This is a genomic window from Paenibacillus sp. FSL R10-2734, from assembly GCF_037963865.1.
Taxonomy (GTDB): Bacteria; Bacillota; Bacilli; order Paenibacillales; family Paenibacillaceae; genus Paenibacillus_AQ.
The window spans coordinates 3,953,363-3,980,355 of the sequence record NZ_CP150170.1 but is presented as its reverse complement, the minus strand read 5'-3'; the positions used below and the strand labels follow the sequence as shown (position 1 = coordinate 3,980,355).

The window sequence follows — 26,993 nt, the reverse complement described above, 5'->3', positions numbered from 1 at the left end:
CTCCCTTATTTACTTATTCTATGAAGGGGAACATTAACTTTTCATTCTCGCTTGTGTACATATTCTCCTTCGTAATGAATTCGGAGCCTGTATCCATAATAGGAGCTACTTTTTTTCCTGAAACGACTTCAAGTGCAGTTTTCACAGCCAAGTACCCCATTGTAAAAGGTTTTTGAATCACCGTTCCCAGCATAATTTCCTTCTCCAGCAACTGAACCTCACTACTGGAATTGTCGAACCCAACGAGCTTCACTTTTGATTTCAAGCCCAAATCCATAATTGCCAGTCCCGCACCTAATGTAGATGGCTCATTGAGACCAATGATTCCCTTTAGGTGTGGCTGATTCTTTAGTAGATCAACAGTTAATTGGTATGCCTTCTGCGCAGATCCGCTGCTGTAAAGGGTATCGTGTACATGATTAACTCCATTCTGAGATAAAGCATCCCGAACTCCTTTCTCCCTCTCGATAGCTGTAGCGGAGACTTGTACAAAATTCATAATGGCGACTTGATCGTCGCTATGAATATTTTCAATCAACTCCTGCGCCGCTTTACGTCCTGCTTCATAATTATCTGTGGCGATAAAACTCTCCGATACACCACCGTTCAGTCCCGAATCCACCGTAATAAGAGTGATCCCGGCAGCCTTAATCTGCTCTGCAACTTGAACGAGACGATAATAGTCCGTAGCGGCCAAAATAATGGCATCAGGCTTCTCCTGAATCGCCTGTTCCAGTAGTTCTATCTGCTTATCCACATCTAACTCGGTATCTGTTCCTACCGTATGAACATCTGCTCCGAATTCCTTGGCAGCAGTCGCCACACCTTGTTTCATTACTTCCCAGAATTCAATGTTACTATCGATGGTCTTAGGAACGTAGATAATGGTTCTGACCTTAGTATCCAGCTCATTCGTAAACATACGATAACCTACCCACCCGAGCGCTACAATGAAGAATAATAGTAGAGCAGACAGGCCTATTTTTGACCATAGTGAGCTCATCGACTTTCCTCCTCATAGAGTGCTGGAATTCTTAACGTGACCGTCGTCCCTTCTTCCGTTTCGCTCGCAAAAGACAAACCGTAATGGTCCCCGAAATAAAGCTGAATACGATGGTTCACATTCGCGACCCCTACTCCACTGCCACTCTTGTAATCTGCCTTTTGAAGTAGTAGCTTGCCAATCTGCTCTTCATCCATTCCGACACCATTGTCAATAATCTGTATAGTAATATCGCTTTGCTCTCTTTTGCCCCTAATTAGGATGTGACCTTGCTCAGGATTGTGCTTTATCCCATGATAAATGGCATTTTCAATCAATGGTTGAAGGACCATTTTCAATATACTGCATTCAAGAATATCTTCATTCACCTCTATAGAATAAGTGAACTTATGGCGATAGCGCATATTCTGAATCGTTAGATAGTGCCTAATATGCTCTAGTTCTCTTGCGATCGGAATCAATTCTTCGCCCTCACCAATCGTAGAACGCAGCAGCTTCGACAGAGATGAGGTCATTTCTACTACTTCCTCCATCTTGCCGGTCTCTGCCATCCAGATGATGGAGTCTAATGTATTATACAAAAAATGGGGTTTAATCTGTGCTTGAAGTGCCTTCAGCTCACTCACACGTTTCATCTCTTGCTCCATGACAATCTGACTCATCAACTCTTTAATCTTCATGATCATCAGATTAAACGTTCGGGCAAGCTTGCCGATTTCGTTCGTGCTCTCAATCTCCACGCGAATGTCGAACTCACCGCGTTCAGCCTTTTTCATGTTAATTTCCAGATTCTTGAGGGGTTTGGTCAATGCGTACGAGAGTAACACGGATATTGCCATGGCAAAGATCAGACTTACGGCTCCCCACAAGGCGGCGGTCCCTTGCATCCGCTGTTTGTTAGCAACCAGATCATCTGGATAGGTAACCCCGACAATCTTCCAGCCAAAGCTAGTTGTATCCACCGTGTACAGTTTCTGTTCGTCCCCTGCGTGAACCGTAACCGATCCGCTCTTAATCCCAAGAACTGTTTCCAATTGCTCAAATTTGAGCTGCGAGTAGATCAGCTGCTGTTGAGGATGATAGACAAGACTCCCCGACGGATCTACGATGAATACATAACCCCGTTTTCCCAGTTCGATTTGTTTGCACAGATTATTAATAACGCTGTAATTAAGATCTACGAGTAGGACACCCTGTCGATCTGCTTCCATTTCAGAAAAAGAATCCGATAGCTTTCTACTGATCGACACTACCCATCTATATTCATCCTGAAATAAGTGCTGCACATGCGAAGAGGAGACAACCACTCCGGACTGATTCAATGCCTGCTGATACCATTCTTGAGCGACCAACTCGGGAAGCGGTTTCAAAACTGCATCCAGCCGATCTGAAACCGTTATGCCTTTCGAGCTTGCATACACTATAGAAGATATATCAGTGCGGGATTGGATTATAGACCGAAGATATTGGCTAGCTAATTCTTTATCATTTGCCTCCCCTCCTTGTTCCGAACTCGAACCTTTTACATACTTCTCAAGGTCACTGCTAGTTAACACCAAAGCAGCAATACTCTCCATATTGCTAATGTAATTCTCAATGTTCAATTTTACTTGTTCTATTAATTGTGAAGTATAGGCTACGGAATTCCCCATGACAGCAGCGGAGGAGAGTCGATATGAAGTATAGCTCAGTACTAAAGTCGTACAGAGGATAAGAATTGAAAAGGAAATAGCAATATTAGTATGAATACTTCGACTTCGAAAGAAGCGATGATGTTTCATAGAGGGAGATTCTCCTTCTGTCGCTGTCGATATTCCTTCGGTGTGTTTCCAACATTCCGTTTGAAAATAACACTGAAATACTGCGGATCGGCATAACCAACTCTAGCTGCGATATCATAAGTCTTCAACTGTGTGACCGTAAGGAGTTCTTTGGCTTTTTCCAAACGGAGCCGAGTTAAATACTCAATAAAAGTCTCACCGGTATGCTGTTTAAAAGTCGCACTGAAATAACTGATGCTCATAAAAATATAGCTGCACAGCTCATTAAGCGAAAAACTGTCATTACAATAATTGTCCCGAATATAAGCTTCCGCGGCTTTCATTTGAGAAGTCCTTACCGTTGTTCTTTGTTCCGACAGCTTAAGTATCAGCTCATGGCAAGTCCGCTCCAAATAATTCCTTGCTTCCTCTAAAGTCTTAAGGGCAGCAACTTCTGCGAACATATTATGCGATACTAATTCTGTATTAGGGAATCCGATATCGACCACATAATTCATCAGAGAGACGAGCATCTGGTAGATGGTACTACGGCAGCCTTCTATAGAAGAGCTATTGCTCTTTAATTCCTGAAACCATTTTGAGAGGACTTCTGAGATCGCTGATGCTTTACCTGTCTTCAAAGCAGATATGAATTGCTTTTCCCATGAAGAAAAATGTGCTTGATCCAATCCCTTGCCAAACTCAAGATCCTGTATGGAGATAACCTTATCTATGCCTAAAAGATACCGATATTCTATGGATGAAATGGCTTCCTGAAATGATTGTGGAATTTGCTGCAGACCAGCGTATTTCCTACCGATGCCGATGGTTGCCGTCAGCTTCAAATATTTGTTTAAGCTGGTCTGAACTTGATCCGCGAGAAGCTGAGTTGTGACTTCGATCTCTTCTGAATTCCCTGTTAATATCGCGGCGAGCTTACCATCTCTCGTCTGAAACACCACGCCGCCCTGTTCCTTCTCAAGTTGCTCCTGCACAATGTTAAAAGCGGCAAAGCGCAATAGCTCTACATCTGAAGCAATGTCCAGACTCCGATTCTCCATTTCTATATCTATTACGATGGCTAGGTTAACCGCGCCCTGCAACTGTATATGAAAGTAATTCATTTTATTCTCGATCTCTTCGGTTTTCATTCGAGTAGTAACAAGCTTCTCCAGAAATCGTTCACGTAGTAAAGGAAGGCTCTGATTTAATTGCATGCGGAGCTTAGCTATATTGGCCTTTTGTAAATGCTCCTCATCCAAGTCCTGCTTCATTTTCCTTAGAAGCTCGGCAAACTCACGGGCATTAATCGGTTTCAACAAATATTCTGTCACCTTTAAGGTTATAGCCCGCTTGGCGTATTCGAAGTCCTCATATCCGGTTACGATTATGACCTTCATATCCCGGTACCGTTCCATTACAGCTTTGGCCAATCCTAATCCATCCATAAAGGGCATGCAAATATCTGTAATAATCACATCCGGACGATACTGCTCAATCGCTTCAAGGGCATCTCTGCCGTTATCGAAGTCACCAACGAGCTCAAAACCATAATTACTCCATGATATTTTCTGTTTAATGCCCTCACGAACCTCATCTTCATCATCAACTAGAATAATCTTGTACATCCAACACCTCCTCAGCTATTAACACATCAATGACTTGTAATGTAAATGTTTACCTTTTTGAATAAGCATAATAGAGGTTGCCTTCTGGAGGCAACCTCTATTATTAATTTCTTCTATTCGTATAGCAGAGGTTTGATCTCATCGGAATCAATATTGTTCTTATCGTACCAGTGAAACCCAGTGTCAATATTCTTTTCTACGGTTTCACCTTTAATTGCCTGTACAGCCGCCTTCACCGCTTGATAGCCAATACCAATCGGGTCCTGTGTTACAGCGCCAGCCACAACACCACTACGAATAGCATCCATTAACTGTTTACCGGAGTCAAAGCCGATGACCACAATCTTACCACCCATTTGCAATTCATTTACGGCATTAGCTACACCTACTGCAGAGCCTTCGTTTGATCCATAGATTCCTTTAAGGTCCGGGTTTGCCTGCATCATCGCTTTTGCAAGATCCGTGGACTTCAACTGATCTCCACCACCATATTGCGGCTCTAACACTTCAATATCTGGATACTTCGCTTTCATTTGTTCTAGGAAGCCATCACGACGCTGTTGACCTGTGCTGCTTGTTTGGTCATGCACGACTAGCCCTACTTTACCCTTCTTGCCAATCAACTCAGCCATTTTATCAGCTGCTAAAGCTGCTGCCGCTTTATTATCAGTCGCTGCTGTTGCTACAGGGATATCACTGTCTACACCAGAGTCAAAACCAATGATCGGAATATTATTTTCCTTTGCTTTTTCCAGATAGGGAATCGCAGCTTTGCTGTCCAGCGCCGCTAGTGCAATCGCCGCAGGTTTCTTGTCTAGCGCCGTTTGCAACATCTCAATTTGTTTATCTACCTGACTCTCATTTTCAGGTCCTTCAAACGTAATCTCGACATTAAATTCCCTGGCAGCCTTCTCAGCTCCTTGCTTAACCGCTTGCCAGAATTGATGCTGGAAGCCTTTTGAAATGACTGGGATGTATGGTTTGTCTGAACCGGATGCACTCTTTTTGCTATCACTGTTGCTACAAGCACCAAGTAAGGTAGTAGCCAATAACAAACTGGCAAGCATGATAATCCCTCTACGACGTTGTTTCATTTAAATCTTCCCCCTCGTCATTTGCTTTGTATATTACTCCGTATGGAGATAATACCGCGTTCACTGCTTCCGTCTGCGAAGAATATCCGCATATACTGCTATGATGATGACAATGCCGACAATGACTGTCCGCCATTCCTGAGCAACGGACATAATCTGTAAGCCATTCGTCAGTACACTCATAATCAGCGCACCGATAATCGTACCTAGAATAGAACCTACGCCCCCACTTAAAGATGTACCTCCAATGACAACAGCTGCTATAGCTTCAAGTTCATAACCAGTGCCAAGTGACGGCTGGGCTGAATTTAGTCGTGATGCCATCAGGATACCAGCGATTCCGCTGAAGATCCCTGTGATCGTATAGATTACAATCTTCCATTTGACTGTATTCACGCCCGATAAGCGAGTCGCTTCTTCATTGCTACCAAGTGCAAAATTATAACGTCCAATAATTGTCTTCGACAAGATAATGCTTGCGATAACACCGAGCAAAAGGAAGATTACGATGGTATTCGGAATGCCTGGGATCATCTTGCCCATTGCAATCTTGGCAAAAATCGGATCATCATTGAAATAAATAGGCTTGGCACCCGTTATAACAAGTGATAATCCTTTAGTGACCATCATGATCGCCAGCGTAGCGATGAATGGTGGAATATTCATTTTCGCCACCATTAAACCGCTTATAAAGCCACAAAGTGCACCAGCTAGAATCCCGCCTACAATTCCGAGTGGAACGGGCAGACCCCAGAATGTAATGATGACGCCAACCATTACCGAGGAGAAGGTCATCACAGTACCCAAGGCAAGGTCGATTCCACCCGTAATAATTACAAAGGTTGCTCCAAGCGCTAATACTCCAATTACAGCTGTAGAGACCAGGATCCCGACTAGATTAGAAAACTGAAAAAAGTTACTTGATGCTATGGAGAATACGATGACCAATATGATCAAACTTGCGAAGGCTAATAATTTTTGTTTGAATCCTGATTGCGCCCCGGATTGCTTCGAGCCGATAGGCTGGCTAATCAGTTTACCTGCGATCTTCATGTCCTTGACACCTCCGATAAACTCTTGAACGATTATGAACGCATCGTCGCATATTTCATTATCGCTTCTTGCGACGCTTCTTCTGCGAGTAGTTCACCAGTTATACGTCCTTCACACATAACAACAATACGATGGCTCATTCTTAGAATTTCTGGGAGATCTGAGGAAACGATAATGATCGCCTTTCCCTCGCTCGCCAGCTGATCAAGCAACTTATAGATCTCGCTTTTCGCCCCTACATCGATACCACGTGTCGGTTCGTCGAAGATCAGTACGTCGCAGTCTCTCGTCAACCATTTACCGATGACCACTTTTTGCTGATTGCCACCGGATAGAAATTTGACTTTTTGACTTACACTAGGAGTCTTGGTGGCTAGTGCCTCTGCATGCTGCTCCGCTGACTTTCGCATCTCCCGATCCCTCATCCATCCGAATGCATTACGGAATTTAAAGAAGGAAGCAATCGCATTATTCATGCTAATGTCCATATCTACAAGAAGTCCGTAACGTTTGCGATCTTCGGACAAATAACCAATGCCATGTTGTACCGCTTGATGAGGCTGCTTAATTCGAACCGTATTTCCATGCAGCTTAATCACACCTTTATCGATAGGGTCAGCACCAAATATGGCGCGAACAACTTCAGTACGACCAGCTCCCATCAATCCAGCGAAGCCCAGGATTTCACCTTTGTTCAGATGAAAGCTGATGTCCTTCAACATTTGCCCACTCGATAGATTCTGAACTTCTAGTACAACTTGTTGTGTCTGTTTCGAGATCGTTGGCTTCGACGCTTGATAAAGCTCACGACCGACCATCATGCTAATAATCTGATCAATGGTTACCGAATCCGTCCGAACGGTATCTACATAGCAACCATCACGCATGACTGTAATGCGGTCTGTGATCCGCTTCAATTCATCCATTCGGTGAGAGATATAGATGATGCCAACGCCTTCTTGTCGTAACTGCTCAATCATACGGAATAACTCGTTAATTTCTGTATCTGTCAACGCTGCGGTTGGTTCATCCATGATCAATACCTCCGCATTGAAGGACAAGGCTTTGGCGATTTCAACCATTTGCTGATTAGCAACAGTCAGGTCTGAGACCAACATCCTCGGATCCAGCTTTAGGTTCATTTGATCGAACAGTTCCTGCACCTTACGATTCTGCTCCAGATCATCAACGAACCATCTCAGTGCCTTACGCGGCTCACGCCCAATGAATATATTCTGGGCCACTGTAAGATGCGGCATTAGGTTCAATTCTTGATGGATAATACTGATCCCGAGTTCCTGCGCAGCACGGGTATTAGCAATTTCCACCTCAGTTCCCTTGTACCACATTTGACCTGCATCCTTGGTATAGACACCTGTAGCAATCTTCATCAAGGTAGACTTTCCAGCGCCATTTTCTCCAACTAATGCATGAACTTCCCCGCGCTTTAGCTCAAATTGACATTGATTCAATGCATGAACACCTGGGAAAAACTTATCAATCCCCGCCATTCGTAGTAATACTTCGTCCATTTCATATCCACCTCAAATCCTTTATGAGTGCTTCCCAATAAAGTAATCGTTTTCAACGTTGATTGTAAAATCATTGTATTATCTATAAGTTTCCAATGTAATGGAATAATCTCCGTAAAAAAGTTTAAATTTTTATGTTTTGAACAAAGCAAATAAGACTACACCGTCCTTTCATGGACGATGTAGCCTTTAGATCAGTTCATATGTGTACTTCAGTTGTAACCCTTACATTCGAATAGCCTACAGGCTCTGACCATTATCAGCCACCAAGGTGAACGTCTTTGGTATTCCTTTATCATAAACGTCCGAGGAAAGATTAGATTCTTCGACCAATTGGCGGATCACAAGCCCGGAACTAGCTGTAGCTGTTACAATTTCTCCAAGCGTCCAGCGGCGCCAATGTACAACGCTATGCTCCTCTTCGCCTACTGGTATACCTGTAGAAGGCAGATACTTAGAGTACGAGACCTTTTTTTCTTCCAATGTCGTATCGAAATAGTCACCGCTAACTTTATGCTTGCGAACCTTAGCAGTGGACCCCTTCGAGGAAATGAGCTTTGTCGTCACAGGATGGAAATCGCGCAGAACAAATACCCCACCAGGAGAAAGTAACCTACGAACTGTTTCCATGAACGGTGCAAGATCAGTAAAGTAATGTACAATTCCTAACTCAGCAAATACGATATCATATGAACCATCGAGCACGTGATCTGGAAGCTTCAGAACATCCGATACGATGTAGTTAAGCTGAACTCCAGCTTCTTGTGCAAGATCAGCCGCATAACGCGCATTAGCTTCCGAGAAATCGGCAACCGTTACGTCCGCCCCAAGTAATGACAATGCAACTGCCTTCATTCCGTTTGATCCCATAAGATTCATCATCTTTTTACCCTGTACATCTCCAAAATAAGTAGAGAGCGGGTACAGCTTTGCACTTGGATCCTTGACCAACTTGGCTGCTGCCTCTAACGGTGTACCAAATCGAGCAACCCAAGCTGAATACGTATCTTCATTCCATAGCTCTTCACTTGTTGGCCCATTGCTTTTTCCAGAATGCTGTTCTAAATTTTGATCTTGTTCTTCCATACCTTGTGACCCCTTTATGATTAAAATGTCTGTTATGAAGCATTCTGAATGGCTACTGCCATTTGTTTAGTTTTCTTTTGTCCAGCGTACAAATATACGCCAAGTCCAATCATGACCAAAAGTCCTCCTGCCCATTGAAGCGCAGTTAATTGTTCACCCAAGAGCAGATAAGCGAGGATACTAGCCCCTACTGGTTCACCTAAGATGTTCATAGAGACCGTAGTTGCGGATACATACTGAAGTAGCCAATTAAATAAAATATGACCAAACACCGTTGGAACCACTGCTAGCAATATGAAAATCCCCCACTCTTTCGCAGGATAATTGAAGAAGGAGATCCCCATGAACAGATTGTAAATCGCAAACACACCAGCCGCTGACAAGAAGACGATCAAGCTATACAAATATGAGGGCATTCGCACCACAAGCTTTTGACCGATAAGCATATGTACAGCCACCGCTACTGTTCCTCCAACGGATAACAGATCCCCTTTGAGATTATCAGCAGAGATACCGATATCCCCCCAGCCGATAAACACTACCCCGCCAATAGCAATGCTCAGTCCCAGAATAGCAGACACAGCCGTTTTTTCCTTATACAAAAAATAAACGCCCAGCATAATAAACACTGGCTCCAGCGCCATGATCATCGTTGAACTAGCTACCGAAGTATACTTCAAAGAGCCCATCCAAAGCAAAAAATGTAGAGCAAGCATAGTGCCTGAGAGCACTAGCATGATCCAGTCTTTTTTACGAAGAGCTAACGCTGCTCCGCTGTAAGGTCTTGCAAAAGGCAACATCAATAGCGAGGTGAACAACAGCCGATACATTCCTTGTATAGAAGCAGGCGCTTCAGACCATTTAATAAAAATAGCGGAAAATGAGATGGCCACTATCCCAATCAACATTAAAATCGGAATTGGAAGTGGCGGTTTTTTAAGCTTCACATGGTACGCGTCCTTTCACTGTCTTAAGTCACTTATGTTAATTTAACGCAGACCGTGAAAAAATGCATCTATTTTCATTGAATTTCACTAAAAAAAGCATATGCAATGTCATTTCTGACGAAAGCTTATGCTTTATGAAGAAGTGGGGAATACATCATAAGCGCGTAGTTATCCGTTACAGCTTCATCTCCAACTAGGTCGCCGGTACGCGTGAATATTTTTCGACTAATCTTGTTACTTCGTATATATCCGCCCCAAGGCTCCAAGCTAATCCGATGATCACTTTCGTACACTTCATATTTATAGAGGGGCTGCTCATCGCATCTCCATTCCCCAAACAAATGACTATCATTCAGCCAGAGCTTTAATTGATACGTTTGATTCGTGTTATTCTTCACTTGAAGATCCAAATAATTATAAGAACAGGTGGCCCCGCTTCCAAAAGGCTGTGTACGCTGTTCATCTGGAAATACATCATAGCTATGACGATGCCGTTCCGTAACGGTAAGTGGTGTATGCAATGTCATCCAGTAGATCAAATTGGACAACTGGCATAGCCCCCCGCCAACTCCAGAATGAAAACCGCCATAATGCAGCACCATACCCTCCAAATAGCCTTTTCGCTTACTAGGCTTACCAATGCTTCTCCAATAGGAGAAAGTTTCCCCAGGCCGCACCATGAGTCCATCCAGTTTCGCGATCGCCAGCCGTATATTAGTTATTTTATTGTATTGAAGCACCATATCTACATTCCGAAGACTTCTTAATAACGGTGTAGCGTGAGTCATTGCCTCATAAGATAAAATATCACTAGTGCGCTGCTTCGCCACCTTGCTGCGGCTTGTGCACCATTTCAAATATCTTTTCCAAATAAAATATCGCTTTCCGGCAAATAGTCTAAGTCGAGAACGCTGAATAGGTTTCATGGCCGCCTGAGGTGTATTCATCTAGAACTGAACCTCGCTTTCAGCTCGTAACTGGGCGAATCTCCCTCCGATTACTGCATTATGATGCTTAACGATCTCACTACTATTCAGAACCCCATTATCAAAGGTGCTATGAGCATCTTGGACGAGAACACTCTTATATCCCATACTGTATGCGCGTCTTATCGTCGTATCTAGGCAGAACTCACTTTGCATCCCACAAATCACCAGATTCGTGATCCCGAGCTTTTGTAGCTCATCTTGCAGCACTGTTTGGTGAAAGGCATCCCAAGTGGGCTTCTCAACAATAACCTCGCCTTCCTGTGGTGTGATCCGGTGACTGATCTGCCATGTAGGTGTACCTTTTGTGTATTCCTCATCTTCTGTGTGTTGAATATAAACAATTGGAGTACCTGCCACCCTAGCTTTGTGCTGAAGGGAAATAATCCTTTCCATCACACCCTCTTCATCGTACAGCTTTTGATCAGGATAGGAGAACATAGCTTCTTGAACATCAATAATTAATAGTGCGGTTGAAATTCCCATTAGGTACCTCCTATAACTTTTATGAAAATCATACCAGAAAATGAGGCTATCAATCTACCTATTTGAAGACTCTTTTCAACAAAAAAGGGCATCTGCTAAGCAGACACCCCTTACATTTCAATATTTTTCACTTGCCACGCTTATTATGCCAGATCAAAGCATGCAACTGAGGAAGCACGCGTACTCTATTCATCTCAGAGTCTACGATTACTTTATTAAACAACCATTCCAGCCTTCCAAGAAGTCGGGCAGAAATGTTGCCCTCTTCAGTGACATCATCATTACCAGGCTGCAGGAATAGCTGCACATTTGGATATCGCTGGTGAATGTCTTTTGCATAATCAAAATCCCTATCATCAAACACTACGACCTTTAAACTATGCGTGGAACGTCCAAGATTCTCCATCCTACTCATGATGTTATCTAGCATTTCCCAATTCGTCGTCATCCCTGAGCTTGGTGGTTTCGGACTAATCGTCAGCACATCCACGTCGTTGAACCATTCCTGCCATTTACTACCCTGGGTCTCTATAGCCGCTTGTTTCCCTCGCTCATGAAGCAAGTTGATAAAAGAACCCATCCCTTCACCAATCAAAGCAGGATTACCGCCTGAAATCGTAACACAGTCGAAATTATCTCCCGCTAGGTCCAGTAGTTCATCCATGATTTCATCCGCAGCCAGCATTCGAACCTTATCCTTAGCAGTACCATCCCAAGTAAATGCGGAGTCACACCAGCCACAGCGATAATCACAACCATAGGTGCGGACAAACATCGTCTTCACACCAATTACCGCACCTTCACCTTGAATGGTTGGACCGAACATTTCAATTACGGGAATCTTACTCACAGTCACAGCCTCCATACAAGCGGTATGACGGCCCTGCTTCGGGAATATCCTCAGCCAATACTTCAGCCCAGGAGGTTGGTGTCTCCCACAGTTTTACCGAATACAGCGGCAACCCTGTTTGTTTAAGCTTGTAGGCTATATAACAGGACATATTTTCAACAGTGGTTCGGAAAGACAACAAGGCTACCTTAGATCCTGTGTTCGTTAAAGTCTCTAATATAGGTTCATTTCCCATAGCCAGAAAAGCGTGATCTAGACGGTCTACAAGACTTTGTTGCACTGTCGTTTTGATATCGCTGAAATCAATAACAAAACCTTCGTCTGAGTGGCCTTCCGCAGCCACAGGTTTGCCCTTTAGCACTACTTCGAGCTTATACGTATGTCCGTGTAGGTTGCTGCATTTCCCCTTGTGACCCACTAACTGATGCGCCGCGTCAAACGTAAATATTTTGCAGACTGAGACTTCATTAAGCATTAAGAACCGACCTCCGTTCTCTCTGCCTCATATTGCTCAAGTCCACGCTGACGCAATAGACAAGCTGGACAAGAGCCGCAGCCACTGCCAATAATACCGTTATAACAGGTCAATGTGTGCTCGCGAACATAATCAAAGTAACCCAGTTCATCGGCCATCTTCCACGTTTCTTTCTTATCTAGCCACATCAGTGGAGTGTGAATCGCAAACTCATAGTCCATAGATAAATTGAGTGTAACATTCAGTGATTTCACAAAAACATCACGGCAGTCCGGATACCCACTAAAGTCCGTTTGGCAGACACCAGTAACGATATGGGAGTAACCCAGCTGTTTAGCTAATATTGCGGCAAAAGATAAAAACAACAGATTCCGTCCGTCCACAAACGTACTCGGAAGCTCATCACCTTCGCCAGCAACGATATCAATATCCTGACGTGTGAGTGCATTTGGTGCCAGCTGATTTAGCAGTCCAAGGTCAAGGATATGCTGTTTCACATTAAACTTAGCAGCTATTTCTGTTGCAACTTCGATTTCAGCTGCATGACGCTGATTGTAGTTGAAGGTAACTACCTGTACTTCCTCAAACTGCTTCAAAGCCCAAACTAGGCAAGTGGTGCTATCTTGTCCGCCGCTGAATACGACGAGTGCTTTTTTGTTCATCTTAATCTCTCCTTATTTATCAACTTATGGGGATTAGCGGTTGTCCACTTTTTCCGGATAGAGGTCGTGATTCATTAAGCGGTGCTCCGCCATCGCCTCATACTTCGTACCCGGTCTTCCATAGTTGCAATAAGGATCAATCGATATGCCTCCACGCGGAGTGAACTTGCCCCATACCTCAATGTAACGCGGATCCATCAGTGAGATCAGGTCATTCATAATAATGTTGACACAGTCCTCATGAAAGTCACCGTGGTTACGGAAGCTAAACAGATATAGCTTTAATGATTTGGATTCCACCATCTTCTGTTCAGGGATATACGAAATATACAGTGTGGCAAAATCCGGCTGACCCGTTACAGGACACAAGCTTGTGAACTCAGGGCAGTTGAATTTAACAAAATAATCTCGCCCAGGATGCTTGTTATCAAACACCTCAAGAATAGCTGGATCATAACCAAACTTGTACTGCGTTCCCTGATTACCAAGCAAAGTGACTTCTTGCATTTCCTCTTGCAATCTTCCTTCTGACACGACAAAAAACCCCTCTCTTTTCCTTCGGCCTTGGCCGGTAATGGAAAGAAGAACGAGATTTCGAAAACTTGGCTCCACTAAGAAGAAACGGAGGCAGCGTCCAGTTAAAGGACAACATCCGTTTATAATATTTAATATACTCTTAGTTTTTTATAGAGGGAGTTCGCGAACCTCTCCTGCACAATCCGTGCAGACTTCTTCTTCAAGCTTATTGCGTCTTGAACTATACCATGGGTAACCTCATTCTGACAAGTTCTACTCTTTACCCGTCTTCCAAATCCAGACCGATAGCACCGCCATCCACAAGAGCAAAAGCAGACTTTCTACGAGCAATAATCCTTCTCCAATAAGAATACTGTTTAGATTCTGGACAATTTCAATACTTGGCAGAACAGCAAATATCGGATAGGTCCATTCAGGAAGAGCCAAATAAACAGAAGCTACTAAGAAAAAAACAACCATAAACGCGGAGCTGATGGCCGAACCATTTTTGGAGGAACTTACCTTTAATCCAATGATGATTCCAACTTGTACAAAGATAATTCCACCCAATAACATAAATAACAACGCAGGTAATAAATTCATTGTCAGACCTTGATTTAATACATACACTATCAGCTGTGAAAACAAAGAAAAAACAAGAACAGATCCAGCTTTAGCAGTAATGATCTGCCCTCTGCTTAACGGGGTGATCAGCAGTGCATCAAAAGTCTTACTCTCCCGCTCCTCAATTAACCCAGGGCCGGTAATCATGATCCCTACCATCACTTGCGCAAACAATATCCAAGTAGAAAGTAGCATGAAGTCAAGACCGCCCTTGTCCACTACAGTAATGATTACCTTAGCCATAAATATAGGCAAAATAATTAAAATCACAGTCGCTGGATTACGAAGTATATCCTTACATTCATGCTTAAACAGCTTCCAGATTTGATGGCTCAACTCAGCTCACTTCCCGTCAGGGCAGCGAATACATCTGCCAGTGAAGCCTCTTTACTGTGCATACTTAAGATTTGATTAGTAGACATTAGCTGATATATATGATCTTTTGTTGCTTCTACCTCTATCGGCCAGGATTTCTTAACAACTTCCCCATCCTGTAGATATTTAACTTCAATTTCTGGTTTACCATATATGCTCTTAAGCTTGTGGGGTTCTCCTAGTGCCACTAATGCTCCTGCGTGCATGATGCCTACTCTATCACTTAATTCTTCGGCTTCTTGCATATCATGCGTCGTTAAGACAATGGTTGTGCCTTCATCTTGAATTCTCTTGATATGATTACGAATGAGTGAAGCTGAATTTGGATCTAATCCACTGGTAGGCTCATCTAAGAACAACACAAGAGGCTTATGTAATAATGCTCTGGCGATTAGAACGCGCTGCTTCCAGCCTTTGGACAAGCTACTCACCTTAGCTTTTTCCTTGTCAAACAGTTGGAGGGTTTCCATCACATCATTTACTCGCTTTACGGGTACATCATACAATTCAGCAAATAGCTTTAGGTTATCTCGTATAGAACTACGCATGTAAAGGTTTGGAAGCTCGAAAACAACACCAATTTGCGCATGAATTTCTTTTTTATGCCGTGAAATATTCATGTCATTAATTAATATTTCACCTATTGTAGGCTGAAGAAGACCCGTCATCATCCGCATCGTTGTTGTTTTCCCAGCACCATTAGGACCCAGAAATCCAAATACCTCTCCCTTCTCCACCGCAAAAGTAATTCGATCTACCGCACACCTCTCCTGATAAAACTTTGAGACCTCGGTTAACTGAATCAATGGCACTACCACCTTTTCTGAATAGTTAACTTCCTTCTATCCTTATTCTGGTTGTAGGGGATTATCTCTGATGTTGCTAATCTGTAACATTCGCTATTCCTTGGCACCTTCCTGTGTTCTTAGATACTGAGATGTGGCAAAAATATGGATTCAAACTTAAAGAAAAGGGTAACTTAAACATAATAATCTTCGAGGTAAGGGTGGGATTGTCTGATGGAACAAAGCATACAGAAACTTATGGATTGGATAAACAGTCATGTGAATGAAACGATTGTTATTGAGAAGAAAGAGCTGCGTGATCTGGATAAAATTCATTTTAATCTAGAGGCAGTGGAGTTTCGGAGTGCGGAGGATGTTATCGATGATTATCTGGGGAGTGCATTAATATTAAAAGGATTTGGCAGCACTTTAAACGCCGATGGTGAGCTAGTATCGCTACCACACTCCACCTATGACTTAGCTATTGATGGACTTCGTATTGAGGATATAAGTGATCGTAAGGCGGAAATCACTACAGACAGAGCTAAATATATTCTTTCAGTGGATTAAACAACTTGCGATGACAGCAAAAGAGCCCACAGTAAGCTGCGGGCTCTTTCTAAGTCTAAATTACTCTTCTCCAATGATCTCCACTTCAGTTTCCAGCTCCACGCCAAATTTATCTTTGACAGTCGCTCTTACATGGTGGATTAGACCGATATAATCACTGGCTGTAGCATTATCTGCATTCACTATAAATCCAGCATGCTTTTTGGATACTTCAGCACCACCAATTCTTGTGCCTTGCAAACCGCTTTCCTGAATTAACTGTCCTGCAAAACGACCTGGAGGACGTTTAAAGACACTCCCGCAGGATGGATACTCCAGTGGCTGCTTTGATTCACGCAGGTAGGTTAGTTCATCCATTTTAGCTTTGATGGTTAATGCATCTCCGGTAGTCATAGCAAAGTTGGCCTCAAGCACGATATACTCACCGCTTGCGAATACGCTTTTTCTGTATCCCCATTGCAGCTCATCACCTTGAAGAGTCACCAACTGTCCGCTCTTAGTTATAGCCAGCGCACTATGCAGCACATCTTTTACTTCTCCGCCATAGGCACCTGCGTTCATGTAAAGTGCTCCACCAACCGTTCCAGGAATGCCGCAGGCGAACTCCAGACCCGTAAGCTCCATATCCAATGCATATTTGGAAACATCAATGATTTTGGCACCGCATTGAGCATACAAGAGATTATCGCGAATTCCCATTTCAGTTAGTCCTGCCGTTTGCAGAACGATCCCACGCACACCGCCATCACGGATAATCACATTGGAGCCGTTCCCAAGTACCGTCAGTGTTATCCCATTCTGTTCAGCATATGTAACGATCTTTTGAATTTCTTCATAAGTAGCTGGTGCTGCCAAAATATCAGCTTTACCGCCCATTTTGGTATACACGTGATCTTTTAAGTTCTCATGACTCTTCACTATTCCTGCAGTCATTAGCTTTTGTAGGTCATCTTGAATTTTGTCAATATTCATGTTCATGCTCCTTTAACCATGTATAAATGATGGTTCTTGATCTATTTTAAATTATGATATCGATGAAATGCAGGCAACCACAACTGTAACAACGAACAGGCTCCCTTGTCAATGACGGGAGCCTGTAGTCGTATGATTTACATATTAGTATGAAACAATCTGTGCCTTTATAACCCTATACATCCGATGAGGCCATTTGTTTACGATATTCGAGTCTACGTGAAGCTCTCTCCTCTTCTTTAATACGAGGACATCTGTAACAATAATCACCGTCAATAGTAAGATAGTGTAGGCAACAGCGATTACGGAGTTGTATCGTAGCTTCAGAATCTGTAAGACTCTCAACGTTACGTACAGTTACTAGAAAAGGATTTCTTGATAAGCCGAACACTTCAGCGGGTAAACCGTGCATCAAGTAATGATAATCTTCTCGCAGCTGCTGTAATTGATTACAATCGCTAATTTCTTTTTCCCAAACCTCAAAATAGTAATTGAACTTTGTAGGCATCTGTCCCCAAACCTCTCCAATGGCGAGGCCGCAAACTTCAGATATAAGTCGAATCAAAGGTGCTGCTGTATCCCTATAGAACGTTGTTAGAATTTCTTTGCACCAATCCTCCCGCTCCCTTTGATGGGTAGGAGCGGGAATAAACCGAACCTCTTCCACTGAGAATGTAATCCAACAGGAGCGCTCCGTAGGTACAAGATGAAGCAATAAATTAGATAAACTTAGATCCAGTGCTGAGGAGTATTTTGATAACGAATATTGTAAAGAAAGGGCAACATTTGAGAACCAATTGGCAAAGTAAGCGGCAACGACCTTATCATCTAAAGCCTTCAGCAGTGGACCATAACATTGAACAAAGGCTTTAAGGTTTTCTTCCTCTGTCAATTTCATTGTCGAAAACGAATAAAGTGCACCCTCCGGCGGAGAAGAATGAAGATCTAGTCGAGACTTGATATCTTCCATCATCTTCTGAACTTCGATCATTAAATCATCACTCCTCTTCACAGCTTGATAAAACTGAAATGGTTACTATTACACCGCTTTATAAGCTGCAAGCTCGTAAGGAAGACACAACGGCACACCCGTACGTGGATCAGGAACAATATCTGCTTCAATTCCAAATACTTCGCGTAGCACATCTGGTGTCATTACTTCAGTAGGGGAACCTTCACTAATCACACTACCAGACTTAATAGCTACCATATGCTGCGCATAGCGAGTAGCATGATTCAGATCATGCACCACCATGATAATCGTACGTCCCTCTTCCTCATTCAGCTTTTGTAGAAGTTGAAGAACTTCAAGCTGATGGGCCATATCAAGAAAAGTTGTTGGCTCGTCTAGGAATAGAATGTCTGTCTCTTGTGCCAATGCCATAGCGATCCAAGCGCGCTGACGTTGTCCTCCAGATAGACGGTCAATCGGTCGATCATGGAAAGGCTCCATTCCAGTGACGGAAATAGCGTTGGAGATAATGCTACGATCTTCTGCTGTCATCGTTCCAAACCCTTTTTGATGCGGGAAACGGCCATAGCTAACCAGCTCGGACACTGTTAAACCATCAGGAGCCGTTGGGTTTTGCGGTAGAATCGCAAGCTGACGAGCGACCTCTTTTGTAGAGAAATTATGGATCGATTTGCCGTCCAGCATCACGCTTCCGCTCTTCGGTTTCATGATCCGGGCCATGGTTTTGAGGATGGTTGATTTACCAGAACCGTTTGCGCCTACAAGCGCTGTAATTTTCCCCGTTGGAATGGTCAAGTTCAACCCTTTAACAATTGTAGCTTCCGCATACCCGATACTTAATTCTTCTGTATTCAAACGTTCTGACATGATTTACAACTCCTTAAAAGTTTTATGGAGCTAAGCTCCTAGATTGAACTACATAGTAAAACTCGCTTGATAAGCATACGCGTTGTTTTACGCTTTTGATTTAGCGAGCAAATATAAAAAGTAAGGTGCGCCTATAATCGCAACCACAATACCAGTAGGAACTTCTGCAGGTTGTAACACCCATCTTCCGATCGTATCAGCGGTAATCATTAGTAGTGCCCCTGTAAAAGCACATGTAGGTAACAGAATCTGATGTCTTGGGCCTACTAGCCTACGAGCTAGATGAGGAGCAATTAGACCGACGAAGCCAATACCTCCGCTTACAGCGACACAAGCGCCAGCAAGTGCTACCGCTGTTACAAGAAGCATAATGCGTTCCTTCTCTACTCGCATACCAAGTCCTACTGAAGTATGATCACCTAGATTCAAAACATTAAGAATCCGGGCTTTATAGAAGGCGAACGGTAACAGAATCGCTATCCAAGGAAGTAGAGCAAGTACAAATCTCCAATCTCCACCCCATATTTTCCCGGCGATCCATGTAGCTACAAACTGATAGTTATTAGGATCAAGGCGTAATGCTAACACTAGTTGAACTGCATTGATTCCTGCAGCGACTGCAATCCCAATGAGTATCAGCCGTGTAGGGGATAGACCATCCTCTTTCCGATAAGCAAGGATATAGATTAGGGCTGCGGTTAAGCCAGCTCCTCCAAGCGCCAATAGCGGGAGTACAAATATAGGAGCTGCTGTTGTTGCCGGAAAGAAGGAGATAAAGATGATCACCGCAAAACCAGCACCAGCACTTATTCCCAGCGTAGCCGGTTCAGCTAGTGCATTTCGCGATAGGCTCTGTAGGATACATCCAGAAACTGCAAAGCCTGCACCGACTAACAATGAAATGACTATGCGTGGTAATCTAAAATCAAATAAAATAAGCTTTTGCTGATGTGTTCCATCACCCATTAGAGTATGTAAAACTTCCAGTGGCGATAGACGCATAAATCCAGTATTCATGCTGATTATAAATACTACGATGATCAATATAGCAAACAGTGATAACACTGTTATTCCTTGTGAGCGGCGTTCTTTTTCATACGGAGAAAGGGTAAACTTAGGCATCATAGTTCCCCTTTCCGCTTACTCGCTAAGTAAATGAAGAAAGGTACACCAATAAGTGCGATTAAAGCTCCAAGCGGCGTCTCATAAGGTGCATTAATCATTCTAGCGGCAATGTCCGCAAAGAGAATCAATAAGCTCCCGAGAATGGCCGAGCAAGGAATTATCCAGCGGTAGTCTACTCCGACCAAATAACGCGTAACATGCGGAATGATAAGTCCTACAAAAGCAACAGGTCCAACGGTTGAGACTGCACTACCCGCTAGAATGACCACAACAATCATACAAGCCACCTGTACTAATCTCGTCCGCTGTCCTAGACCAGCCGCCACTTCCCTTCCTAAGCTAAGCAACGTGACCGATCGAGATAACATCAGGGCTGCGATTAATGCCACCACAACCCAAGGGAATATAATCTTTATCTGAGTCCAGCTTGCCCCGCCCATTCCACCGGCTAACCAGAAGGCTATATCCTGGGATAAGTTGAAGAGGATGGCTACGCCCTGACTAATCGCGACTAGTAGTGCACTGACTGCTGAGCCTGCGAGCGTCAAACGTAAGGGTGTCAGTCCATTATAGGAGAGAGACCCAATACCGAACACGATCAATGAGGCTGCGGCTGCACCGATAAAGCAAAACAACATGAGAGAAGTAAATGAAAGTGAAGGTGCAAAGGCAAATACTAATGCCAGCGCTACACCTGCCCCCGCATTTAATCCAAGCAGACCTGAATCCGCAAGCGGATTTCGTGTCATTCCCTGCATGATTGCCCCTGCAACTGCAAAGCAAGCACCGACCAAGGCCCCAGCTATTGCACGGGGTAATCGTAGTTCTCTAATCACTTGATGCTGCTGAAGATCTGGATTAAATCGAAATATGGCATCCCATACTGTTGTTAACTTGATATCTGCTGCACCTAGGGAGACAGAAAGTGCCAGTCCAAAAGCTATGGCAGCGAGGCCAAAAATGATGATACCAATTGCAGATGCCGGCCTCGAATGTAGAGCTTTTTCCTTTTCTAAATTCATCTTTTGGTGTGTGGATTCTGAGGGTGTATCCATAAGTCGTCTCCTTATTAAATAGCTACAACGTTTTAGATGATAACAACAATCATTCTCATTATCGCAAAAATATTTAATATGCACAATGGAGAAACATTTTTCTACATTAATGAGTAGTTTATAAAAAAATGGTGCAGATCTTTGTATCCTTAGATACTTAATCTGCACGCATTTCTCACACCGAAATGAAAAGCTCATTAACGGTGAATTACAAGCTCTTATTTCACAAGGTTTTCCAATACATCGTCAATGATTTTGGTACCTGCATTCGCACCACTGTATAGCCAGCTGCTTGTTGAACTCATTTCATGCACGTTCCCTGCTTTTACAGCCGGAATACCTTTCCAAATTGCACTATCCAGAATTTCTGAACCCTCAGTTTTATCACTATTCACTAAGAAAATATGATCTGCTGTCAACTCAGACAACTTCTCAAGGGAAATGGGATTCCAGGTTGCTCTTGTTCCTGCTGGAATCTCTGTGACTAGGTTAGGTAGGGTGACTCCAAGATCTGTATACAATACAGCTCCACTACTGCGAGTCTCGTCAACAATGTAGAAGTTCTTTTGCACTAGCCAAAGAATAGCTACAGACTCTTTTCCAATAGATCCTGCAAGCTTTTCTTTTGCTTCTGCTGCTTTCGCTTCATAATCTTTAATCGCTTGTTCTGCCTCAGTGGTCTTGTTAAGGATCTCACCGATCTTGAGCAGCGATTTACGCCAATCTTGATTTAGTTCGTCTCCAATAACATAAGTAGGTGCAATCTTATTCAATTGATCATAAATACCATTCTGTACAGAAGACTCTGACGGAATGAGAATTAGATCTGGTGCAAAGCTGGTTACAGCCTCAAGCGGAAGGTCGTAGCTTATCGTAGGAACATCCTTCAATTCAGCGGATAGATAATCTTGAACACCATTAGGCACTGACCATTGTGCTACTGGAGTTACCCCTAGTGTTACCAAAGAATCTTCTAAATAAGAACCCAGTACACGTTGTGGATTGGCCGGAATAGTCACTTCATGTCCCATTGCATCAGTTAATGTTCTAGGCGCTGCGGGAGCTTCTGTGGCTTCAGCAGCTGGTGCTGTCGTTGACTCAGTTCCTGCGTTTGAAGTGTTACCGGAATTATTATTACCGCAAGCGGATAAAAATAGCACCATCACCATTAATCCGACCATCGTTAATTTCATGCTTCCAAATCTTTTTCTGTTAAACAAAAACATTAAAAACCCTCCTAGTGTGTACACGCTATGTTATTCAAAGATGTTGTCTATCTTGTTTCACTTCTAAATGATATTGATTCTCATTATCTATGTCAACATATAAATTTTGAATTTTGTGAATTTGCAACAATTTCCTTCTATAAAAATACAAAAAGAGGCTATATTCCGAACGTTCCGGATATAGCCTCTCCTTAATGGTCCATTATTTATTCAAATGATATGGGACAGTCGCCACCACAACATCTTTTTGATTCATTAGATACGAGCGGATTAAAAAGCTGGTCTGATTGTGAAGCACAGCTTGCCACCAATGCTTAGTAATAAACTGTGGAATCAAAATAGTGATATGATCCGTCTCTGCTGTCTTCCACTCCACTGTATCGATAAATTTTATTAACGGACGAATAATACTGCGATATCTAGATCGAAGTACAATCAGGCGTACACCTGGATTCCACTCCACCCACCGTTGCTCCATCTTATGAATGTCTTCATCATCAAAGCCAACATACACTGCAACAACATTATCCGTAAGTGACTTGGCATAGCTGATGGAATGCAGTACAGCACGTGTTACACCGGCAACAGGGACAACAACCGTACTTCCTTTAATCACAGGTTTATCTGTATCCGGACATATACGAAGCTGATCTGCGGTGTTCAAATAGTGCTTGTGAATACGATGGAACACGAACATTACAGCAGGTAAGAAGATAAAGGCCATCCATACGCTTGAAAATTTTGTAATGATAAAAATAAGTGTAATCGTTAATGTGGTAAGCATACCGATGGTATTCACAATAAATCTTCTTTGCCAACCCGCCGGCTTTGTTTTGAACCAATGAACCATCATTCCCAGTTGTGACAATGTAAAAGGTATAAATACACCTACCGCATAAAGAGGGATCAAGCTTTCTGTATTTCCGTGGAATGCAGCTACAAGCACGGCAGACAGAACCCCTAGAAAAATAATACCATTGGAGAAGCCCAGACGGTCACCACGGACCATAAAAGCATGTGGCATATATTTGTCTTTTGCAAACATAAAGGCGAGCAATGGAAATGCTGAGTAAGCTGTATTAGCTGCCAAGAACAAGATCACTGCAGTGATACCTTGAATAAAAAAGTACAAGGTGCCGCGACCAAAGGTCGATTCAGCAATCTGCGAAACAACAGTAGCTTTTTCGTCAGGCACGATTCCGTACCAATACGCTAACAGTGTGATACCCGTAAACATAAAGCCAAGTATGATCCCCATGATCATTAAAGTCTTGGCTGCGTTCTTTTCTGCTGGTGCTTTAAAGTTTGGAATCGCATTTGATACGGCCTCTACACCTGTGAGTGCCGAACAGCCAGAGCTAAAAGCTTTTAACAGCAGAAACAAACTGACATTGGATACAGCAGCACCTATTTCAGGTACATGTGCATGCACGCCACCTAGCGCATATTTGATAATACCGGAGATGATCAGAACTACAATCGAAACCACAAACAAATACACTGGGATTGCGATGAATGAAGCTGATTCTGTAACTCCGCGAAGATTAACTAAAGTTAGAAGAATAATAACTGATACTGCAATGAGAACGGTATGATTGTGTAGACTTGGAAAAGCAGATGTGATTGCATCCGTCCCTGCCGAAGCACTAACTGCTACAGTCAGAATGTAATCCACTAATAAAGACCCTCCTGCTAGGAGACCTGTCGGTATACCAAGATTACTCTTGGCTACGATGTATGCTCCGCCTCCTTGCGGATAAGCATAAATCGTCTGCCGATAGGATAATATCAGGATGGCCAGCAGGCCCAATACGGCTAATGCAATTGGCAGGGAATACCAGATGGCAGTAAATCCTGCAGCCACTAGTACAATTAGAATTTGTTCGGTTCCGTAGGCTACAGACGAGAGCGCATCAGAAGACAGGACAGCCAGTGCTTTCACCTTGGATAACTTTTCATGATCCAGTTCGTTCGACTTCATCGGGCGACCGATCAATAATCGTTTTACCTTGCTTACCATTGTGGATACAGTTCCTTTCTTTGAGAGCGGAAACGGAGATTCCGTGCGCTGTTTTCATTGGTGGATTTCATAAATGCAGACACTAAAAATAGCATACGGAAATGATCCGCATGCTATGCATGGTCATTATCCCACCTTGCTTACGAGGTTAGCTGGCGGATTCGGGCTGTGGTATAGCCCTACGGTACAAGTCCAATTGACCCTTTCCGATTCACCCCATTGGCACAAATGCCAAGATTGGTTCCCCCGATTTTCCTAAGAAAATTCAGCGCATATTCAACTTCTCACAAGGACTAATATTAGTCTACAAAGTGTATACAGTAAAGCGTGAAAAAAAATGAAAAAAGAATGAAAAAACATCCAATAAGCGCAAATATAGCGTCTTATTGGATGCTCTCTTTCATTCTCTTTAATTATCCCTCTGCACCGTGTTTTTAATCGATTTTCATATTTCTTTTGGATCACACAAAGTTAAAAATCAAAATCCTATGCTTTCCTCTGTATCTATCTCCATCACTTCTTCTTTCTCGCGTCCGTACCATAGTAAAATACTAATCAAAGCAAATGCGATTAACGCAAGGAAAGGAATCGTAATAAATCCGAAAAAGTTCAAGTAATCCTTATTACACGGAACACCTATCGTACAAGGAAGAATTTTACTTAACGCAGGGATCTTTTGTTCCGCATAATGATAGATCGAGATACTGCCACCAATCAAGCTTAATGGAAGTACATATGGGATGATGCGTTTATCCCCTCGAAACGTCGCGATACCCAATAGGATCAACTGAGGATACATGAAAATTCGCTGGAACCAGCAAAGCTTACAAGGTTCATATTTCAATACTTCACTCAGATATAAGCTGCCGGCGACAGCTACTAATGATACAAACCAGGCCAGATACAGGCAGTTACGCTTGCAGAAAGATAGGAATTTTGTCACTTTGCCTCCACAGCTTTTGCAGCGGCGTTAATTTCAGTTGTAATCGCTTCAATGTCGAATGGCTCAGCAGTTTTTACTCCATTAATGTAGAGTGATGGCGTAGTAGTCACACCTGAGTCGCTTGCCAACTGAATGCCTTTATTCAGCTCATCCGCATAAGTGCGCTCCTTGATGTCTTTACGAAGTAATTCGTAATCAATAGCTAACTTCTCTTTCTCCGCAAGGCTTACAAGGAAATCCTCAGTCGCCCATTCTACGCTTTCATCACCTTGTTGTGCATATACAGCATCATAGAACTTCCAGAATTCATCATTATTCTGATGATATACAGATAATGCAGCAAGTGAGGCAGTCTCAGAGTCTGGACCAACAAAAGCCATGTTTACAAAGTAGAGCGCTGCCTTCCCTTCGTTGACAAAATCTTGAACAATTTGCGGTTTAACTGAAGTAGCAAATTGGGAACAGGCTGGACATTTGAAATCTCCAAATTCAACAAGTTTAACAGGTGCATCCTCTTTACCGATCCTTGGCAGCTCACTGTAATTAAAGGCTACCGGTTCTCCTGTAGTGGCATTTTTTGCAGCATCTTTCGAGGCTAACATAAACAATCCAACGAAAATGATAACCACTAAAGCTATAGAACTGATAATTAAAATTCTCGTCTTCTGCTTTTGCTGCTCCTGTTCTACCCGACGTTTTTCTTGTTTGCTTAGCTGGGGAACGCTTGTACTTTTATTAGGTTTACTCAAGGAGAATTCCTTTCTGTCCTCTGTGGACTAATGTAGTTTTTATCATATACATTTAAAATTATATAATTTTTAATCTCTTTTTGGCAAACAATACTGTAAAACCACTGTAAAAAAACGCCTGATGGCGTACTTGGAAGTAGAGTTACAAGCTGAGTACATCCGTAATTCATACTCGTATCCATACACCTTCGTAGTGAGGTTCCGCTTACGGACCTTATTGCCTTGATTTCGATGAAATGAGCACATATATAAGGGACGGACAATACTGCATTTATTCCCTAATAACAAGCCCATTCCCGGGTGATTCAGGGCGAATAACAGCGCTGGCTCGTTTACGTTACCGGTGGCACATTGTGTTCGGTTTTTCGCATACATTCGGCTTGTTTACGTTACCGGCGGCACATTGTATTCGATTTTTCGCATACATTCGGCTCGTTTACGTCACCGGCGGCACATTGTGTTCGGTTTTTCGCATACATTCGGCTCGTTTACGTCACCGGCGGCACATTGTGTTCGGTTTTTCGCATACATTTGGCTCGTTTACGTCACTGGCGGCACATTGTATTCGGTTTTTCGCATACATTTGGCTCGTTTACGTCACCGGCGGCCCATTGTATTCGGTTTTTCGCAT

General features: G+C 43.0%; 26 protein-coding genes and 2 riboswitches. Of the genes, 1 reads left to right on the top strand and 25 read right to left on the bottom strand.

Annotation, left to right across the window (positions count from 1 at the left end; genetic code table 11):
- Positions 1–13: 13 nt before the first annotated feature.
- The 16 genes from NSS67_RS17490 to NSS67_RS17415 form a co-directional block, all read right to left on the bottom strand.
- The gene (locus NSS67_RS17490; RefSeq protein WP_339314706.1) at positions 14–1,003 is read right to left on the bottom strand and encodes a substrate-binding domain-containing protein; all 990 of its coding nucleotides are present in this window, start codon (positions 1,001–1,003) and stop codon (positions 14–16) included.
- Positions 1,000–2,784 (bottom strand): sensor histidine kinase, encoded by a 1,785-nt coding sequence (locus tag NSS67_RS17485; protein WP_339314704.1) that lies wholly within the window; start codon positions 2,782–2,784, stop codon positions 1,000–1,002. Before NSS67_RS17485 ends, NSS67_RS17490 begins: the two co-directional genes overlap by 4 nt.
- Positions 2,781–4,391 carry a response regulator gene (locus tag NSS67_RS17480; RefSeq protein ID WP_339314702.1) on the bottom strand — a complete coding sequence of 537 codons (1,611 nt, stop codon included), beginning with the start codon at positions 4,389–4,391 and terminating at the stop codon, positions 2,781–2,783. The genes NSS67_RS17485 and NSS67_RS17480 overlap by 4 nt, the downstream gene beginning before the upstream one ends.
- A gap of 113 nt (positions 4,392–4,504) precedes the next feature.
- On the bottom strand, positions 4,505–5,485 hold the full coding sequence (locus tag NSS67_RS17475; protein ID WP_339314700.1) for an ABC transporter substrate-binding protein: 981 nt from the start codon (positions 5,483–5,485) through the stop codon (positions 4,505–4,507).
- Between the two features lie 60 nt (positions 5,486–5,545).
- Positions 5,546–6,538, bottom strand: a complete 993-nt coding sequence (locus NSS67_RS17470) for an ABC transporter permease (RefSeq protein ID WP_339314698.1) — start codon at positions 6,536–6,538, stop codon at positions 5,546–5,548.
- A 32-nt stretch (positions 6,539–6,570) separates the two neighbouring features.
- On the bottom strand, positions 6,571–8,070 hold the full coding sequence (locus NSS67_RS17465) for a sugar ABC transporter ATP-binding protein (protein ID WP_339314696.1): 1,500 nt from the start codon (positions 8,068–8,070) through the stop codon (positions 6,571–6,573).
- Positions 8,071–8,310: 240 nt separating this feature from the next.
- Positions 8,311–9,156, bottom strand: coding sequence for a class I SAM-dependent methyltransferase (locus tag NSS67_RS17460; protein WP_339314694.1), 846 nt, complete (start codon positions 9,154–9,156; stop codon positions 8,311–8,313).
- A 32-nt stretch (positions 9,157–9,188) separates the two neighbouring features.
- A complete protein-coding gene (locus tag NSS67_RS17455; RefSeq protein ID WP_339314692.1) occupies positions 9,189–10,103 on the bottom strand; it encodes a DMT family transporter in 915 nt (304 codons plus the stop codon).
- A gap of 125 nt (positions 10,104–10,228) precedes the next feature.
- Entirely contained in the window at positions 10,229–11,029 is an 801-nt protein-coding gene (locus NSS67_RS17450; RefSeq protein ID WP_339314690.1) for a VanW family protein, read from the bottom strand.
- Positions 11,030–11,050: 21 nt separating this feature from the next.
- On the bottom strand, positions 11,051–11,575 hold the full coding sequence (locus tag NSS67_RS17445; RefSeq protein ID WP_339314688.1) for a cysteine hydrolase family protein: 525 nt from the start codon (positions 11,573–11,575) through the stop codon (positions 11,051–11,053).
- A gap of 127 nt (positions 11,576–11,702) precedes the next feature.
- Positions 11,703–12,425: a 7-carboxy-7-deazaguanine synthase QueE gene (gene queE, locus NSS67_RS17440; protein WP_339314686.1), complete on the bottom strand. Its 723-nt coding sequence runs from the start codon at positions 12,423–12,425 to the stop codon at positions 11,703–11,705.
- Positions 12,418–12,900 carry a 6-carboxytetrahydropterin synthase gene (locus NSS67_RS17435; RefSeq protein WP_339314684.1) on the bottom strand — a complete coding sequence of 161 codons (483 nt, stop codon included), beginning with the start codon at positions 12,898–12,900 and terminating at the stop codon, positions 12,418–12,420. Before NSS67_RS17435 ends, queE begins: the two co-directional genes overlap by 8 nt.
- A complete protein-coding gene (gene queC, locus NSS67_RS17430) occupies positions 12,900–13,562 on the bottom strand; it encodes a 7-cyano-7-deazaguanine synthase QueC (protein ID WP_339314682.1) in 663 nt (220 codons plus the stop codon). The genes NSS67_RS17435 and queC overlap by 1 nt, the downstream gene beginning before the upstream one ends.
- Before the next feature lie 33 nt (positions 13,563–13,595).
- Positions 13,596–14,069, bottom strand: coding sequence for a preQ(1) synthase (gene queF, locus NSS67_RS17425; RefSeq protein ID WP_042193989.1), 474 nt, complete (start codon positions 14,067–14,069; stop codon positions 13,596–13,598).
- Between the two features lie 163 nt (positions 14,070–14,232).
- Positions 14,233–14,276: riboswitch (PreQ1 riboswitch) on the bottom strand.
- Between the two features lie 75 nt (positions 14,277–14,351).
- Positions 14,352–15,038, bottom strand: a complete 687-nt coding sequence (locus NSS67_RS17420; protein WP_339314680.1) for an ABC transporter permease — start codon at positions 15,036–15,038, stop codon at positions 14,352–14,354.
- Positions 15,035–15,883: an ABC transporter ATP-binding protein gene (locus tag NSS67_RS17415; RefSeq protein ID WP_339314678.1), complete on the bottom strand. Its 849-nt coding sequence runs from the start codon at positions 15,881–15,883 to the stop codon at positions 15,035–15,037. The genes NSS67_RS17420 and NSS67_RS17415 overlap by 4 nt, the downstream gene beginning before the upstream one ends.
- 213 nt (positions 15,884–16,096) lie before the next feature.
- On the opposite strand from NSS67_RS17415, the gene NSS67_RS17410 reads away from it, so the two are divergent.
- On the top strand, positions 16,097–16,432 hold the full coding sequence (locus tag NSS67_RS17410; RefSeq protein WP_339314676.1) for a hypothetical protein: 336 nt from the start codon (positions 16,097–16,099) through the stop codon (positions 16,430–16,432).
- A 60-nt stretch (positions 16,433–16,492) separates the two neighbouring features.
- On the opposite strand, the gene murB is transcribed toward NSS67_RS17410, so the two are convergent.
- The 9 genes from murB to NSS67_RS17365 form a co-directional block, all read right to left on the bottom strand.
- Entirely contained in the window at positions 16,493–17,404 is a 912-nt protein-coding gene (gene murB, locus NSS67_RS17405; RefSeq protein ID WP_339314674.1) for a UDP-N-acetylmuramate dehydrogenase, read from the bottom strand.
- 175 nt (positions 17,405–17,579) lie between these two features.
- The gene (locus NSS67_RS17400; protein WP_339314672.1) at positions 17,580–18,395 is read right to left on the bottom strand and encodes a Fe-S oxidoreductase; all 816 of its coding nucleotides are present in this window, start codon (positions 18,393–18,395) and stop codon (positions 17,580–17,582) included.
- Between the two features lie 48 nt (positions 18,396–18,443).
- Complete coding sequence (locus tag NSS67_RS17395) at positions 18,444–19,244, bottom strand: ABC transporter ATP-binding protein (protein ID WP_339314670.1); 801 nt, start codon at positions 19,242–19,244, stop codon at positions 18,444–18,446.
- An 87-nt stretch (positions 19,245–19,331) separates the two neighbouring features.
- On the bottom strand, positions 19,332–20,366 hold the full coding sequence (locus NSS67_RS17390) for an iron ABC transporter permease (protein WP_339320626.1): 1,035 nt from the start codon (positions 20,364–20,366) through the stop codon (positions 19,332–19,334).
- A complete protein-coding gene (locus tag NSS67_RS17385; RefSeq protein ID WP_339320625.1) occupies positions 20,366–21,391 on the bottom strand; it encodes an iron ABC transporter permease in 1,026 nt (341 codons plus the stop codon). Before NSS67_RS17385 ends, NSS67_RS17390 begins: the two co-directional genes overlap by 1 nt.
- A 251-nt stretch (positions 21,392–21,642) precedes the next feature.
- The gene (locus NSS67_RS17380; RefSeq protein WP_339314668.1) at positions 21,643–22,650 is read right to left on the bottom strand and encodes an iron-hydroxamate ABC transporter substrate-binding protein; all 1,008 of its coding nucleotides are present in this window, start codon (positions 22,648–22,650) and stop codon (positions 21,643–21,645) included.
- Between the two features lie 202 nt (positions 22,651–22,852).
- Complete coding sequence (locus tag NSS67_RS17375; protein ID WP_339314666.1) at positions 22,853–24,670, bottom strand: APC family permease; 1,818 nt, start codon at positions 24,668–24,670, stop codon at positions 22,853–22,855.
- Between the two features lie 123 nt (positions 24,671–24,793).
- Positions 24,794–24,951: riboswitch (cyclic di-AMP (ydaO/yuaA leader) on the bottom strand.
- Positions 24,952–25,148: 197 nt separating this feature from the next.
- On the bottom strand, positions 25,149–25,613 hold the full coding sequence (locus tag NSS67_RS17370; RefSeq protein ID WP_339314664.1) for a disulfide oxidoreductase: 465 nt from the start codon (positions 25,611–25,613) through the stop codon (positions 25,149–25,151).
- Positions 25,610–26,362: a DsbA family protein gene (locus NSS67_RS17365; protein ID WP_339314662.1), complete on the bottom strand. Its 753-nt coding sequence runs from the start codon at positions 26,360–26,362 to the stop codon at positions 25,610–25,612. Before NSS67_RS17365 ends, NSS67_RS17370 begins: the two co-directional genes overlap by 4 nt.
- Between the last annotated feature and the right edge of the window lie 631 nt (positions 26,363–26,993).